The 15,284-nt window shown below is 72.1% G+C and carries 11 protein-coding genes; 4 read left to right on the top strand and 7 right to left on the bottom strand.

Annotation, left to right across the window (positions count from 1 at the left end):
- Positions 1 to 108 precede the first annotated feature (108 nt).
- The 7 genes from ACZOOI_RS15115 to ACZOOI_RS15085 form a co-directional block, all read right to left on the bottom strand.
- Entirely contained in the window at positions 109 to 2,505 is a 2,397-nt protein-coding gene (locus tag ACZOOI_RS15115) for a hypothetical protein (protein ID WP_465276365.1), read from the bottom strand.
- Positions 2,502 to 3,371, bottom strand: a complete 870-nt coding sequence (locus ACZOOI_RS15110) for a hypothetical protein (RefSeq protein ID WP_465276364.1) — start codon at positions 3,369 to 3,371, stop codon at positions 2,502 to 2,504. The genes ACZOOI_RS15115 and ACZOOI_RS15110 overlap by 4 nt, the downstream gene beginning before the upstream one ends.
- Positions 3,372 to 3,517: 146 nt before the next feature.
- Positions 3,518 to 4,201: a Crp/Fnr family transcriptional regulator gene (locus ACZOOI_RS15105; protein WP_465276363.1), complete on the bottom strand. Its 684-nt coding sequence runs from the start codon at positions 4,199 to 4,201 to the stop codon at positions 3,518 to 3,520.
- A gap of 340 nt (positions 4,202 to 4,541) precedes the next feature.
- Positions 4,542 to 5,189 carry a response regulator transcription factor gene (locus tag ACZOOI_RS15100; protein ID WP_465276362.1) on the bottom strand — a complete coding sequence of 216 codons (648 nt, stop codon included), beginning with the start codon at positions 5,187 to 5,189 and terminating at the stop codon, positions 4,542 to 4,544.
- An 88-nt stretch (positions 5,190 to 5,277) separates the two neighbouring features.
- Positions 5,278 to 6,594: a sensor histidine kinase gene (locus ACZOOI_RS15095; protein ID WP_465276361.1), complete on the bottom strand. Its 1,317-nt coding sequence runs from the start codon at positions 6,592 to 6,594 to the stop codon at positions 5,278 to 5,280.
- Positions 6,595 to 6,790: 196 nt separating this feature from the next.
- Positions 6,791 to 8,170 (bottom strand): FAD-binding oxidoreductase, encoded by a 1,380-nt coding sequence (locus ACZOOI_RS15090; protein ID WP_465276360.1) that lies wholly within the window; start codon positions 8,168 to 8,170, stop codon positions 6,791 to 6,793.
- Between the two features lie 230 nt (positions 8,171 to 8,400).
- Positions 8,401 to 9,735: a BTAD domain-containing putative transcriptional regulator gene (locus ACZOOI_RS15085; RefSeq protein ID WP_465276359.1), complete on the bottom strand. Its 1,335-nt coding sequence runs from the start codon at positions 9,733 to 9,735 to the stop codon at positions 8,401 to 8,403.
- 126 nt (positions 9,736 to 9,861) lie between these two features.
- Between ACZOOI_RS15085 and ACZOOI_RS15080 the strand changes: the two genes are divergently transcribed.
- The 4 genes from ACZOOI_RS15080 (at position 9,862) to ACZOOI_RS15065 (ending at position 15,257) form a co-directional block, all read left to right on the top strand.
- Positions 9,862 to 10,443 carry a hypothetical protein gene (locus ACZOOI_RS15080; protein WP_465276358.1) on the top strand — a complete coding sequence of 194 codons (582 nt, stop codon included), beginning with the start codon at positions 9,862 to 9,864 and terminating at the stop codon, positions 10,441 to 10,443.
- A 187-nt stretch (positions 10,444 to 10,630) separates the two neighbouring features.
- The gene (locus ACZOOI_RS15075) at positions 10,631 to 11,464 is read left to right on the top strand and encodes an isocitrate lyase/PEP mutase family protein (protein WP_465276357.1); all 834 of its coding nucleotides are present in this window, start codon (positions 10,631 to 10,633) and stop codon (positions 11,462 to 11,464) included.
- Between the two features lie 397 nt (positions 11,465 to 11,861).
- Positions 11,862 to 13,310 (top strand): DUF2201 family putative metallopeptidase, encoded by a 1,449-nt coding sequence (locus ACZOOI_RS15070; protein ID WP_465281200.1) that lies wholly within the window; start codon positions 11,862 to 11,864, stop codon positions 13,308 to 13,310.
- A 75-nt stretch (positions 13,311 to 13,385) separates the two neighbouring features.
- Positions 13,386 to 15,257: an AAA family ATPase gene (locus ACZOOI_RS15065; RefSeq protein ID WP_391586262.1), complete on the top strand. Its 1,872-nt coding sequence runs from the start codon at positions 13,386 to 13,388 to the stop codon at positions 15,255 to 15,257.
- Positions 15,258 to 15,284: the final 27 nt, after the last annotated feature.

Raw genomic sequence — 15,284 nt, 5'->3', positions numbered from 1 at the left:
CCTCGAGAGGGTTCGAATGCGGGAGCCCGGGTCGGCGAGGGGCGCGTCGACGGATGGAGCGGGTCGATCCCGGTTCCGACATGCGGAAGGGGTCGGCCCGGTCACGGCTCAGGGGCCCGTTGCCGGCACCGACAGAGTCGTCCGCAGTCGCCGGGCGACAGCCGGAGGAAACTGCTCACCCTCGCCGGCCCGCAGGTTGTCCACGAGGTACGCGAGCCGTTTCGCGTCCTCGGCCGAGACCACCAGCATGGGAAACAGGTCGGCGAGCGCGTGCTCGGCCTCCGGATCGAGGTCGGCGGACCGAATCCACCCGCGCATGGCCTCGAGGCCGGACGCGGAACACATGGGATCCTTGAGGACGACGCGCCACAGGGCGGCAAGCGCTTCCCGCAGGGCGGCGCCCGGAGTTTCGGGCGTGCGCTGCGCACGGGCGAAGAGGTCGAGCAGGAGCGGGCGTCCGGTACCGAGGGCCCCGTCCGTGGGACCGCTCGCGTAAACGACCGTACGCAGGACGAACGCGCGGGTCGCCACCGCACGCGTCAGCGGCACCAGTTCGGGCCACAGTCTGGTGGCGGCGTCCACGGTGGCCCGGGCATTCGCGCCACCGCCGTCCCCGGCGCCCTGCTCGTCGGCGTCCGGCCCGGCACTGTCCGGCCCTGCCGTGTCCTGGTCCGACGCGAGCAGCACGGTCGCGGTGGACTGGGCGATTTCGTCGATCTCCTCCGGCCACGCGGACTCCGGGCCGCCTCGTGAGTCCACCGCGCGCACCGCCTCCACCAGCGCCGTGACGGCCTGGTCGGGAAAGGTTTCGCCGACGAGTGCGTAGGTGCGTACGGCGGTCCAACGCAGGCGATGATCGGGCGCGGTGCACCATTCCCGGAGAATGCGGGGAACGTGCGGGGCGCCCAGCCGGTGGGCGAGGGCGAGCGCGGTCCCGGCGGCAAGCCGGGCGCGGTAGCGCCGGTCGGCGGCCCAGGGCCGAATGAGCAGGGCCATGGTCGACGGAAGGTCCGCATGGGCGAGTACCGCGGTCGTCGCGGCGGCACGGTTGCGCACGAGCGGACGAGGATCGACGGCCAGCTTCTGCAACCACGCGACCACGGCGGGGCGCGACGACGGATGACCGGTCCATACCTCGCGGAGCAGGATGATCGCGGTGTGCGGGTCCCGGAACTGGATCTTGGTCTGCAGTACCGGCCCCCACTCGGTCTCCTCCGCCTCCTGGTATCGGTCCGCCCGCGCGAGTTCGACCCGCCGGGCGCTGGAGGTACCGAAGACCGGAATGCAGGCGGGCTGGTGCGGATTCTCGATCCGCTGCAGGAGACCGAACAAGACGTCGCTCAGCTCGGCCGTCACCGGGTACGGAGCCTCGTCGAAGGCGGCCAGCGCGACCAGGAACGCCTTGTCGTGCAAGGTCTGGTCCGTGCCGTCGAACCAGCGCCGCACCTGTCGTTCGGCCGCGTAGTGGCCGAACCCGGCGAGGCTGTCCAACGACACGGTGCCACGGGCGTATTCGGCGATGCGGTCGGCGAAGCGGGCGAGTTCGGCCACAGGGCGCCAGTGGCCGAGCACCGCCTGGACCTCGGGCAGGGCCAACAGTTCGTCGACCGTACGTCCGCTCAGATCCTGGCGACGCAGGTGTCCCCGCAGAACGCGCTCGGGTTCGGGTGGCAGCCACGGCACGGCTTCGACGCCTTGGACCACCGGGTGGGGCCCCACCACGATGACGAGATGACTGTCGGCCGTGTTGAGCTTCTCGCCCAAGGCCCGAAAGTGGTGGTCGCGCAAGGGCCGTTCGGCGCTGGTGGCGAAGTCGACGAGCACGTGGCCACAACGCTCCCGGAGTTCACCGGCCAGGCGCCCCGGCGGGAGTGTGGGATCCAGCATCCGGAACGTGGCCGAGCCGGCGGCACGCAACAGCATGAGGGCAGCGGTACGGCGACCGGTGGCCGCCGGACCGGAGATGACCGCGATCCGCCCCCGCCGGAGCTGTTCGAATGCCCGGCCGAAGGGGCTGTCGGGCCGCCAGGTGTCGTCATCCTCCCGGCGAGCATCCGGCACGCGACCGGGCTCCGCTTCCCGGGGACCCGTCGGATAGACGAAATGCAGGGCGAGCGACTCGACTTCCGCGACCGGAATCTCGCCGGACGCGCCTTCGCCGGAGCCGCCGAAATGGTTTTCGATCTTGGTGCCGCCGAAAATGACATCCCCGGTGACCCGGCCGCCGCTCACCCCGTGCTGGTCTCCACCGACGAGCGAGCCGCCCAGTTGCGCGGACCGACCGAGCATGATGCCTGGGCTGTGCCGGTAAAGGTCGCGCCGGGAGTCCCACGCGTATTCGTTGACGTCGTCGGCCTCGACGTCCTGCTCGGCCTGATCCGGGTCGGCTGCCGCTTCCGGGGTGCCGGGGGTGGCCGGGGCGGGTTCGGGCGACGCGGGTTCTCGGCCCGGCTTCGCCCCGGCCTCGTCGCGTGGCGGGTCCTGTACTGCGCGTGGGGGATTCACGAAGTTCTTCCGCCGTGCTCGACGCCGGGCGTCGGAACCCGGTCGGCGCCGAGGCCGCCGAGGACGACGTCGCCGGTGACCCGACCACCGCTGACCCCGTGCTGATCGCCACCGACGACGGATCCGTGCACCACGGGGGATCCGTGGAAGTTGAACACCGCCCCGGTCGCCCGCTCGGCGGCCGGTGCCCGGACCGGCTCGGGGACGCCGGCCACCGCGCCGGTGTCCCGCCCGGCTTCGTCGGATCGCCTCACCACCGGCGCGTCGGGCACGCCCACGGACTCGGGCCCACCGTGCAACCACGCACCGAGCACGCCGTCCTTGACCCGCACCTCGGTACGTCGGAAGAGTTCGGGCCGGATCCCGTGATGGCCGTGCCGGACCACGCCGTCGTACACCGGGGTGCCGACCATCAGCACGCACTCCTCGTCCGTCCGTTCCGCCAGCGCATCGCGCAGCGCGTCCGAGTCGAGCAGCCGACATGCCTGGTTGAGATCGTGTCCGACGATCCCGCCGACCGTGCCGGGTTGCGGGTCGTGGGCAACCTCGCCGGCGGTCAGCACGATCCGCAGCCGCATCCGGGCGCTGCGCGAGGCGAGGCGATTGTGGTCGTGCAACAGTTCGGGAGTGGTCGTCAACAGGGAACGCAGGACGGCCGTCTTGGGCACCTCGGCGCCGAGCAGCACGATCATGCCGTCGCCGCGATCCTCGCGGTACTGGAGCGTCGACTCCACCCCTGCGGCCACCAGGGTGCGATCGACGACCGCGTTCAGGCTGCGTCGCAGGACGGATTGCACGACATCGTCACGAGGACCGAACTGCTCGATGTCCAGGAGCAGGATGGTTCGATTGACAGGCTCGCCCATGGCTGCCTTTCCGCGGAAGGAGCGGGCCTGATCCGGCCCGGCTGGACATCCTCGAAGGTGTCAGGGGAGACAACCGCGCCGCGATGCCAACCGACACTCTCCGAGTGTGACCGCGTACACAGAACGGCCCCGGCGCCCGTACACGCTCACCGAGCCGCATGGCTCGCCATCCGCCGCAGCACCTCGGGTCTGATCACCACGAGGTTGCGACGCTCGGTGCGTACGATGCCGCGCTCACGAAGGTCCTTCAACAGGCGCGCGACCGCCTCCCGGGACGCGCCCACGGAACCCGCCAACTCGCTCTGGGTGAGCCCCGGGGTCAGCCGCACCCCGTCCCGCGACTCCTGTCCGTGGCTGCGGATCAGCTCGAGTAGGAGCAAAGCGAGTCGTTCCTGCACATTCAACGCCGCGTACTGCACCCGCCGACGGTCGCTGTCGCGCGTCCTGTCGGCGGTCAACGCCAGCAACTTGCGGCAAATCCCCGGTCGTTCGTCGAGCAGCGCGTCGAATCGAGCCGTGTCGACGGCCAGCGCCTCGACCCGCCCCAGCGCCGTGACCGTCGCCGAGCGGTGCCGGCCGCTGAGCGCTGCCCCGTCTCCGATGATGTCGCCGGGGCCGCGCAGCGCCAGCAGCGCCTCGTAACCGTTCGCCGCGGCCGAGGTGACCTTGGTCCAGCCGGAAAGCAGGATCAACACATGGGCGGATGGCTCGTGTTGGCGCAAGAGCACCTGCCGTACCGGAAAGACCATGCGGGTTCCACACTCGAAGAGCGCCTGCCGATCCTCGGGCTCCAATCGCACCACGAACGGGACCCGATCCTCGAACTCCATCGATTGCCTCTCGTCGCCGCGTCCGATCCGGCTCGACGTGCCTGACCATCCGCAAGGGCACCGCATTCGGCTCGACTGGCATCCTGCCAGGAAGCGCATGGCCACTCGGGTCGAACAGTGGGAAGAGCAAGTCCCGCCGATGAGCGCGACCGCCACACTCGCGGTCGGGCCGCGACCCATCCCGGCGCCGTGGCGGAGGATCAGGAGTAGCCGCGGGCGGGTCGATTCGACCCGTGGGCCGCGCACCTGCCAGGGCAGGAGTCCGTTCCGGCCTATCCGGCCTTCCGGTTCGCGGCGCAGTATCGAAGCGACGGGTATCCCCGGCTGCCGCGCCGTATCGTCACGTCGTCGTCCGGAGCCAGGTCAGCACCGCCAGGACGCGGCGGTGGGCGTCGGCGGAGGGCGGGAGGGTCAGTTTTTCGAAGATGGCGGAGATGTGCTTCTCGACGGTGCCCGGGGTCAGCGACAGGAGTCGGCCGATGGCGCTGTTGCGGTGGCCCTCGGCCATCAGACCGAGAACTTCGCGTTCGCGAGGGGTCAACGCGGCCAGCGGGTCGTGCCGGTGCCGGCGGGTGAACAGCGCGGAGACGACTTCCGAGTCGAGGACGGTGCCGCCGGCCGCGACCCGGGTCAGCGCGTCGGAGAGGTCGTCGAGGCGGGACACGCGGTCCTTGAGCAGGTAGCCGACGCCGCCGCCGTCGGCGAGCAGGTCCTCGGCGTAGGCCTCCTCCACGTACTGGGACAGGACCAGGATGGCGGTGCCGGGTACTTCGCGGCGGATCCGCAGGGCCGCGCGCAGGCCCTCGTCGGTGAACGTCGGCGGCATCCGGACGTCGACCACGGCGACATCCGGGCGGTGCGCGGCAACTGCCTCGACCAGCGCCGAACCGTCGCCGACCGCGGCCACCACCTCCGCGCCGATCTCCTCCAGCAACCGCACCAGGCCCTCGCGCAGCAGCAGCGAATCCTCGGCCAACACCACCCGCATCAACGCTCCCCCAGTCCACTCGACGAAACCTTGGCCGTCCCGAGGAGCGACCCGCCCGACCACCGACCCCCGGTCGCCACCACCCGCATCAATGCTCCCCCACCCCGCTCAACGGAACCTCGGCGGCGAGCGTGGTCGGCCCGCCCGCCGGGCTGTCCACCTCCAGCCGACCCTCGACCGCGGCCAGCCGATCGATCAGGCCGGCCAGGCCGTGCCCCTTGCCGGGATGCGCTCCGCCGCACCCGTCGTCCCATACCTGTACGAACAACGCCCGTTCGTCCATCCGCACGGACACCGTGCAGTGTTCGGCCCGGGCGTGCTTGGCGACGTTGGTCAGCGCCTCGGTGACCACGAAGTACGCAGTGTTCTCCACCGCTGCGGCGAACCGTCGCCCCGGCGGCAGGTCGGTGGTCAGCTCGACCGGGATCGGACAACGCGCCGCCGCCGCGGTCAGCGCCGGGGCCAGACCCCGGTCGGCCAGGATCGGCGGCGCGATCCCGCGCGAGAGGGCGCGCAGTTCGGACAACGCCTCGTGGCTCTGCGAGATCATCTCGGCCACCAGCGGCCTGGCCCGATCCGGGTCGTCGTCCAGCCGGCGCGCCACCGTCTCCAGGTCCATGGTCAGCCGGACCAGTCGCTGCTGCGGACCGTCGTGCAGGTCCCGCTCCAGCCGGCGCAGCGTCTGCGCCTCGGCCGCCACCGCGCTGCGCCGGCCGAGCGCGAGTTGTTCGGTCCGGACCTGCAGGGCGCTGCGCTCGTTCGTCAGCAGGCCGCGCGCGAGCGCCGCCTGTACCGCCACCAGCGCCCGCACCACCGGCGCCGCCGTCGCGAGCAGCAGCACGCCGATGCCGGTGTTGAAGGCGATCTCGGCCGCTCGCGAGGAGATGCCGAACATCAGGTCCAGCAAGCCCTGCTTGCCCGGGTCGCGCGGGATCGGCCACGACCACGCGGCGTAGAGCAGTTCACCGAGACCGCCCAAGGTCCAGGTCAGCGCGATGCAGAAGCTCACCACCCGCAGCGGGAAGGACACCAGGATGTGCGCCAGGTCGCGCCAGGACTGCGGCTCGCGCAGCGCGCGCCACCACCCCTTGAACCCCTCCCCCGCCCGTTCCCGGTAGGCGTGCGGCGGCAGTTCCCGCCCGGTGACGGCAACCACCCGCCGGCGCTCCAGCGTGGCGAATCCCCGGGCCGCGGCCAGCGTGGCGACCAGGATCGGTACGCCGAGCAGCACCGCGAAGCTCGCCGCCCCGGCCGCGAGGCCGCCGATCGCGACCACGAACGCCGCCGCGCCCAGCGGGAATCCGCCAAGCAGATAGCCCAGTTGCCGGCCGAACCGGCCGCCGCGCGTGGCCGGCGCCGCGACCGGGACGGATATCGGCTCGAATGATGTCGTCGTCTCGGTCATGGCCACATCCTCCCCGCCGGAACCGGCCGCGCCCAGCCGGCATTCCCGGTGGCGAGGGTAGGGCACACCCCCATACCGATCGGCAGCCGAAACGACCGGCCCGACGTCCGAAACGACCCGAGAGCCGAAACGGTCGAGCCGCCGAGCCGATCCGCCCCTCCCCCGCATCCGCTCGCCCGACCGCCCCGTCGCCGCCTCAACCCCTCGGCTTGATGTTCTGATTGCCGTGGAAGAGGTTGTGCGGGTCGTACCTGAACTTGACCCCACCGAGCCGCTCGTAGTGGTCGCGATAGGTGGCCTCCACCCGATCGTGGCTCTCGTCGGCGCCGATGAAGTTGACGTACGCTCCGCCCATGGAGTGCGGGTGCAGGTCCTGCCAGTAGTCGACGCACCACTGCCGGACGGCCTCGGCGTTGGCCGGGTCCGGGTCGATGCCGCCGATCACGCCGGACCACATGGCGTCCCGGTAGCCCCACGCGGTGTCCGCGGCGTCGACCCGATGCGCGGCTCCGTCGACCGGGTAGAGGTGCATCGTGGACAGCGCGGTGGGCAGGCTCTCCGCGTACTTGGCGTGTACGTCGACCGCGTCGTCCGGAATCGCGTCGAAGAAGTCGCCGCGCCAGTACCACTGCAGGCCCGTGGGGATCAGTTCGTCGAACATCGTCTGCAACATGGGATAGGGCATCGGCGCGGTGAAGTGGAAGGCGGGCGGGGCCGGTTCGCGCACCGCGGCGAGGTTGCCCTCGGCGGCCTCCGGGTCCCCGGTCCAGCACCACACGACGCCGCACATCTTGTGCCCGTGGATCTCCTCCGGGAACGGCGGACCCGGCGGGACCGTGAGCGCCGCGAAGAACCCGTTCAGGTCCTCGGGCGCCTGCGGCAGGAACTCGCGGTACCAGCGCAGCACCTCGCGGGTCCGCTCGACCGGCCACAGGGTGACGCCGGCGGCCACGGTGTCCACCGGGTGCAGCCGGAAGCGGAACGAGGTGACGACGCCGAAGTTCCCGCCGCCGCCCCGCAAGGCCCAGAACAGGTCCGGGTGTTCGGACTCGCTCGCGGTGACGAAGCTGCCGTCCGCCAACACCACGTCCGCGGCCACCAGACTGTCCACCGTCAGGCCGTACTTGCGGGTGAGGTGGCCGTGCCCACCGCCGAGGGTGAGGCCGCCGACGCCGGTCGTGGACATGATTCCGGCCGGTACGCCCAGCCCGAAGGCATGCGTGGCGTGGTCGAGGTCGGCGAGCAGACTGCCGCCGCCGACCCGGGCCGTCCGGGCCACCGGGTCCACGCGTACCCAGCGCATCGGCGCCAGGTCCAGGGTGACCGCGTCGTCGATCACGCACAGGCCCGCGCCGCTGTGTCCGCCGCCGCGAACCGCGAGTTCGAGGTCGTGCTCGCGGACGAAGTCGACCGCGGCCATCACGTCCCCCGCGTCCGCACACCGCACCAGGGCGGCCGGATGTCTGTCGATCATCGCGTTGTAGATCCGGCGTGCCGGGTCGTAGTCGAAATCCTGCGGTCCGATCACCGGGCCGCGCAGCGCGCCGCGCATGTCTTCGAGGGTTTTGCCGTCCATGACCATCTCCCTGACGGGACGCGGACCGCAAACCCGCCCGGCCTTCTCGCTGACCGGCCCTCGGTAAGCAATCGTGCGCCAGTGCCCGGCGCCGCCGTGGCCTGCACGGTCACCGAACGCCGCAGGGCTTACCCCTCCAGCCTCTCGCCGAGTACACGGCGGCGCAATTCCGCGCCACGCGCCGGCGAGCCGGCCGGACGGCCGGGTCGTGGGGCGTCTCGGGGGAGGCTCTAGCTTCGGCAGCGGTCGCCGCAGGTGGCCAGGCTGCACCAGCGGCGGCGTCCGCCGGGGTCCGCGAAGAGCCAGCCGCAGTCCTCGTCGGGGCAGCGGCGGATGGTGAAGCGGCGTGGGTCCGCGAGGAGTTCGGCGGCGCTGCGGGCAGTGGCGTACAGGGGCGAGTGCAGACCGGCGGCGTCGGACAGCCGCCACCGACCCAGGCCGTCCTCGCCGCGGACGAACACCGCCGAACCGGCCGCCTCGGAGGCGACCGCGGCCACCGCGTCGAAGGCACGCGCGTCGTGCGGATCGGTCAGGCAGGCGTACAGGTCGCCGCGGAACACCCGCGCCCGCGCGAGCGCCTCGGCGGCCTCGTCGGGATGCTCGCGGGCGCGCCGGAGCAGCCTCCGCACCAGCCGATCGTCCACCAGGTCCAGGTGGCCGGCCCAGACCGCGAGGGTTTCGTAGCGGCGCAGCCAATCGGCATCGGGCCGGCCGGGGCGGCTCCAGCCGGCGTACGTGTTGCAGAATTCCAGGCCCGGGTGCCCGCCGGTGTTCCACGGCAACCACTCCTCGCCGACCCGGACCGCGTAGACGGGCGCCGACGGTCGGTCCAGACGCGGATCGCCGCGCAGGATCCGATCGTGCAGCGTGGTCAGTTCCGGACCCGGGTCGATGCCCAGCTCGGCCACCAGCAGCTTACGGGTGTGTCGGTACACCTCCAGCGCCTCGGCCCGGCGCCCGGCACGGTAGAGCGCCGTCATCCGGGCCGCGACCAGCCGCTCCCGGGTCGCGAACTCGTCGGCGACCGGCGCCAGATCGGCGAGCACCCGGTCGTGCAGGCCCATGGCCAATCGCGCCTCGGCCCGCTGCTCCAGCGCGGCCGACCGAAGCTCGGCGAGCCGCCCGCCGAGTCGGCCACGCAGCGGTTCGTCGACCACGTCGGCGAGCAGCGGACCCCGCCACAGCGCCAGCGCACGGTCGTGGCAGCGGATCCGCTCGGCGGGATCCCCGGCCTGCGCCGCCTGCTCGATCAGGTCCACGAACTCCCACGCATCCACCGCGTGCCCGTCGGGGTCGATCGTGTAACCGTCGTGCCGGGTCCGCACGTGCAGTCCGTACGGCCCGAGCCGGGAGCGCAGCCGGGCGATGTAGGTGTGCACAGTGCCCCGCGCGCCGGACGGCGGTGCCCCGTGCCACAGCAGGTCGATCAGCCGCGCGGTGCCCACCACCCGGCCGGCGTCCAGCAGCAGGACCGCCAGCAGGCACCGCTCCTGGCGGCGGCTGCCGACCGCGATCTCGGTGTCCTCGTGGCGCGCCTGGAACGGGCCCAACAAGCGGAACTGCATGGCTGCCACCTTCCCGGCCCGCGTGGTGAGAATCCGGTCAGCGACCGGGGCGAGGCTGGGCCGGTGCCGGGCGGGGCACCGCGGCCCGTGCCGGCTCTCCTCCCACCGCCTCACCCAGGAGCCACCATGCGCCGAACCCTCCTCGCCCTGCCCGTACTTGCCGCCGCCCTCGTCGCCGCGGCACCCGCCTCCGCGACGCCCGCAGCCTCGCCGACCACAACCTCACCACCCCCAGCCGCGACGCCCGCGTCCGCCTCCGCCGCAGGCCGCTGGGAGCCGGCGCCGACGCCGCCCTTCGATTTCCCGGCCGGCGCACGCTGTGATTTCCCCGTGCACGCCGAGCCGATCCTCGACGAGGTGGTCCAACAGGTGCTGGAGACCCATCCCGACGGCAGCCCGAAATGGGTCGCCTACAAGGGGCCGCTGATCGTCCGGGTCACCAACACCGCATCCGGTGCCGCCCTCGACGTGGACGCCGGCGGCAGCGCGGTCGTGCAGACCCGCCCGGACGGTTCCCGGCTGTGGTTCGTCCTGGGCCCCGTCCTGACCGGCTTCCGGGAGAACGGCGGCACCCTGCCACGCGGCCTGTACCGGCTCGACGGGACGTACACACTCGACATCGACGCGAGCGGCGGCAAGAAGCTGACCATGCTGCACGGCACCGCCGACGACCTCTGCCCGCGCTTGGCCGCCGCCGGGGCGGCGTGACCGACCGCGGTGCGCCGCCTCGCGGGGCCGAGGTCGTCGGGAGCCCGGAATGAGCCGGGCTTGCCGGGCCGCGGCTCCCGTGCCCGAGGCTCCCGGGCCGGGAGAGGTCGGATCGGGGGCTCCCGGCCCGGGGGATGCCGACGCAAAACCGCCGGCCCGTTCGGTGCGCGAATGGTGGAGTAGGGGCATGACGACTCTTCACGACACCGCCCTGACCTTCCGGGCGCTGCACACCGATGCCGCGCCGCTCGCCCTCGCCAACGTCTGGGATGCGGCAAGCGCCCGACTCGTGGCGGACGCCGGAGCAAGCGCGGTGGCCACCACCAGCGCCGGAGTCGCCTGGGGCCTGGGCGCGGCCGACGGCGATCGGCTGGGCCGCGAGCGGGCCCTCGAACTCGTCGCGCGGGTGGTGGCCGCGGTCGACGTGCCAGTCACCGCGGACATCGAGAGCGGCTTCGGCGACGATCCGGAGGGGGTCGCCGAGACCATCCGCGGCGTGCTTGCCGCCGGCGCCGTGGGGGTCAACCTGGAGGACGCCCTGCACGCCGGCCCCGTGCCGCTGCGGGCGGTCGCCGACCAGGGCGAGCGGATCGCCGCGGCGCGGGCCGCCGCGGATGCCGCCGGCATCCCGCTGTTCATCAACGCCCGGGTGGACACCTACCTTCGCGGCATCGGCGACGACGACGCCGAGCGGCTGCGGGAAACGCTCGACCGGGCGACCGCCTACCTCGCGGCCGGTGCCGACGGCATCTTCGTCCCCGGCGTCACCGACCCGACCACCGTGTCCGGCCTCGCCGAGGCCCTGCCCGCCCCGCTGAACGTGCTGGCCGGCCTCGGCGCCCCCACCGTCGCCGAATTCGGCAAGTTGGGCGTGGCCCGGGTCAGCCTCGGCTCCGCGATCGCCGCGGCCGCGTACGCCGTGGTCCGCCGCTCCGCCCGGGAACTGTTCGAGACCGGCACGTACAGCACGCTCACCGACTCGATCCCCTACGGCGACCTGAACGCCCTCCTGGCCCGCTGACCACATCCGCACCGCCGGCGCATCGCCCTCCCGGGGCCGGTGCGGGCCGGTGTGCCCGCCCTCCGCCACCGGCCGGTGCACCACCCACGTGAGGCGCGAGCCCGCCCCTGGCCCCGCCGCTCCTGTCGGTCCGTGCGGGAGGGCGGTGACCCGTCCACCCCGATCGGGCGGCGGGAAACGAACCCGATCCGCTTCCCGCCGGCCCCGCCGATCGCGGGAAAACCCCCTGCCCCCGGGCCCGGCCGCGGCACACAATGTGGATCCGGCGGACCGGGCGACAGGGGTGGGGGCGCTGCCCGACCGAGCCGACCGCGGTCGCCGGCAGCGCCCCGGGCCGGCCGAGCCGCTGTCGGTCGGCACTGGGATCATCGAACGACACCGAGGGGAGGTGACGGACGTGGCGTACGGCGAACGTGCCCCGCAGGCGCCGATCGTGAGTCTGACCGACCGTCGAGCGCTGGAGGCCTGGCGACCGGCCGACGACGAGGTGATCGCGCGGGCCCGCAAACTCAAGGAAGAGGCGCTGCTCGACTTCGGCATGGAACTGTCGGTCATCGCCTCGTGGTTGTACACCAAGTGCCACCACCACATCCCGACCACCGCGATCGACACCGCGGCCGTGATGGCCTCCGGCGACGGCACCTGCCTGCTGCTGTACAACCCGCAGTTCTTCTGCGATCTGGGCCTGGACGGCGTGAAGTTCGTGCTCTTCCACGAGGCCCGGCACCTGATCCAGCGGCACCTGTTCGCCGAGTCCGAGCTGCGCGCCGACCCGGTGTTCACGCTCGCGGCCGAGGTGACCATCAACCACGTCGCGATGACCCGCCTGGGCCGCAGCACGCTGCCGATCCTGCGCCGGCTCGACCCGGACACCGGCGCCTCGATCGAGGACCCCACCGGCATCGACCCGCGCAAGGTTCACCACTCGTACGTCCGGGACCTCACCGACCAGGGCCTGGCGCCGCTGTCCTACAGCGACTTCGTGGACACCGACGCAACGGTCTACGCCGAGCTCAAGCGCATGAAGAACCCGCCGGTGCCGCCCCCGCTGTGCGTGCACGTGATCCTGGGCGGCGGCACCGGCCACAACGACGGCATGGACGGCGAGACCGTCGGCCGGGTCGCCTCCGAGGTGCTGCGCAGCGTCCTGCTCGCCGCCCGCCGAGGGGAGCGGCTGGCCCGACAGGAACTGCTCGACCTGCTCGCGCGCACCGACGGCGCCACCGACCGCGCCACCAAGCTGTGGGGCGACCTGGGCGCGGGCTTCCTGCGCGGCGAGACCCAGCGCACCCGCCGGGTCGAGTGGTGGCAGCAGTGGCTCGTGGACGTGCTCGCGTCCAAGCTGCGCGAGGGCGAACGCCTGGTCTATCCGAAGAAGCGCGGCGCGCTGCTGGCGGCGCTGGGCCACGACCCGATGCTCGCCCGGCGCGGCCTGGAGCGCACCAAGGTCGTGGTGATCGCCTACGACACCTCGGGGTCGATGCCCGACCATGTGGTGAGCTGGCTGACCGAACTGGTCGGCAAGGCCGACGGCGTCGAGACGCACTGGCTCAGCTTCGACGGCACCGTGATGCCGTTCAAGCCGGGCGAACGGGTGCTGGGCGGCGGCGGCACCAACTTCCAGAACGTGGCCGACTACGTCGAGGGCCGACTGGAGATCGAAGGGTCGGGCCGCTTCGACGAATCGGTCGACGCGGTGGTGATGCTCACCGACGGCTACGCGCCGCCGATCACCCCCGCCGACCCGGACAAGTGGATCTGGCTGATCACCGAGGGCGGGGACGACTGGCCGGAGCGGCACCACCCGCCGATGGACTGTCACCGCGTCCTCACCGGCGACCACTGATCGGGGCCGTCCATGCCGACGCGCCTCGCCGAAGAGCCCTCCGCAGCACGCCGTGCGCAGCACCCGGAAGGAACCATGACGATCACCGCTGACACCACGCGCGCCGGCCGCCCCGCGGCCGAGCCCAAGTGGAAGGCCACCGCCACCTACCCCGAACGCCCCAAGGGCTGGAAGGGCGTGTCCAAGCTGGAGGAGTTCATCGACGCGATGATCGACCTCGGCCAGACCGGCCAGATCTTCGGCGAGCACGGCATCGGCAAGACGGCGACGTTCTTCAGCCACATCCCCGACCGGCACGACGACACGGTCCTGGTCTTCGTACCGGCCGCGAACCTCACTCCCGACGATCTGCTGATCAACGCGCCCGTCCGGGACGAGCGCACCGGCGAACTGGTGCTGCGTCAGCTGATTATGCGTCAACTGCGGCCCGGGAAGCGGTTCGTGCTGCTGATCGACGACGCGTTGCAGGCGGGCGAGACGATCCAGTCGCAACTGATGCAGGTCGCCTGCAACTGGACGCTCGGCGAGCACGACCTGCGCGAACTGGGCTGCGTGGGCGTCTTCCTCACCGACAACGAGTCGCTGGCCGAGACCGCGACCCGGCGCACCGACCTGGCCATCCTGGACCGGATGGTCACGGTCAAGATCACCGCGACCGACACCGCGTGGCGGTACAAGCTCGCCGAGCGCTTCGCCGGCACCGACCTGACCCCGGTCTTCCAGGTCTGGACGAGCCTGTCGCCCGCGCTGCGCCAACTGGTGTCCCCGCGCACCCTGGAGCACGTGATCGACTGCGCGCTGGCCGGCTTCCCCCTGGTGTGGGGGCTGCCGCTGGTCAACGGCGACCGGCTCGCGCTGACCGAGACCAAGAAGGACGGCTCCCCCGGCCCGGACCGCACCGACGAGGTGCTCGACCGGATCGCCGCGGGCCTGAACGTGCGCAACCCGGACCAGACGCCGGACTCGGTGCGCCGGATCGTCCGCGAGGCGATCCACCGTCGCTGGTCGGTGCTGATCCAGGGCCCGCCCGGCTGCGGCAAGACCGAGGTGGTGCGCGACGTGGTCCGCACCGAACTCGGCCGCGAACCGCTCTACTTCTCGCTGCCGGTGACCAACGTCGAGGACCTGTGCGCGCCGGTGCCCACCCCGGACGGCTCGCTGGAGAACCTGCTCGCCGCCAAGTTCACCGATCCCGGCGCCAAGGTGATCGTCTGGGACGAGTACAACCGGCCCAAGGACAAGTCCACCTTCGCCAAGCTGATGGAGGTCACCCAGGAGTGGTCCATCGCGGGCCGCCCGATTCCCGGTCTGCGCGCCCAGATCGCGCTGCAGAACCCGCCGTACCACCTCGGCCGCAAGATGCTCGTCTCGCGCAACAACATCGCGCAGGCGACCCGCTTCACCGCGTCCCTGACCATCCGTCCCGAGGACATCCCCGCCAACGAGTGGTTGATCAGCACCTACGGCCCGGTCGCCGAGACGGTGCTGGAGTGGTGGAAGAACGACATCGACGACGAGGGCCGCGACTGGATCACCAAGCGCACCCTGGAGCGGCTGATCAAGCTGCACAAGCGCGACCTGCCGCTGGAAATGGCCAAGGTCTACCTCGGCGACGGCGAATACGCACCGGTGCCGCTCAACGCGCTGGAGGCCCGGTTCGCGGAGAACCCGGCCACCGGCCTCGGCGACATATCGGCCAATCTGGCCGAGTGGGTGCGCCGACTGGAGGCGGCCAACGAGGAGTCCGCCGAGGGCACCGACGACACCGATGTGGTGCACCAGGTGCTGGCCAACGCCGAGTTGTCGCAGCTGCGCGAACACCTGGACACCGTGGCACAGTTGCTCGCCGGCCTGCCGCCGAAGCTGCGCTCCAGCTACCTGGTCGGCCAGTCCGTGGACAAGCAGCGGTTCTGGATCGAGGCGTTCGCGAAGATGCCGAGGAAGTAGACCGGGGCCGGCGCACGAAGACCTCGG

Source organism: Embleya sp. L77 (genome assembly GCF_055557415.1).
The sequence above is the reverse complement of the archived record's forward strand: the minus strand, read 5'-3'. Positions and strand labels throughout refer to the sequence as shown.

Bases quoted from the DNA above. Each gene is read 5' to 3' on its own strand.
- ACZOOI_RS15090 (WP_465276360.1), bottom strand. From the start codon at position 8,170: ATGGACGGCAAAACCCTCGAAGACATGCGCGGCGCGCTGCGCGGCCCG.
- ACZOOI_RS15110 (WP_465276364.1), bottom strand. From the start codon at position 3,371: ATGGGCGAGCCTGTCAATCGAACCATCCTGCTCCTGGACATCGAGCAG.
- ACZOOI_RS15080 (WP_465276358.1), top strand. From the start codon at position 9,862: ATGCGCCGAACCCTCCTCGCCCTGCCCGTACTTGCCGCCGCCCTCGTC.
- ACZOOI_RS15075 (WP_465276357.1), top strand. From the start codon at position 10,631: ATGACGACTCTTCACGACACCGCCCTGACCTTCCGGGCGCTGCACACC.
- ACZOOI_RS15085 (WP_465276359.1), bottom strand. From the start codon at position 9,735: ATGCAGTTCCGCTTGTTGGGCCCGTTCCAGGCGCGCCACGAGGACACC.
- ACZOOI_RS15105 (WP_465276363.1), bottom strand. From the start codon at position 4,201: ATGGAGTTCGAGGATCGGGTCCCGTTCGTGGTGCGATTGGAGCCCGAG.
- ACZOOI_RS15100 (WP_465276362.1), bottom strand. From the start codon at position 5,189: ATGCGGGTGGTGTTGGCCGAGGATTCGCTGCTGCTGCGCGAGGGCCTG.
- ACZOOI_RS15095 (WP_465276361.1), bottom strand. From the start codon at position 6,594: ATGACCGAGACGACGACATCATTCGAGCCGATATCCGTCCCGGTCGCG.
- ACZOOI_RS15065 (WP_391586262.1), top strand. From the start codon at position 13,386: ATGACGATCACCGCTGACACCACGCGCGCCGGCCGCCCCGCGGCCGAG.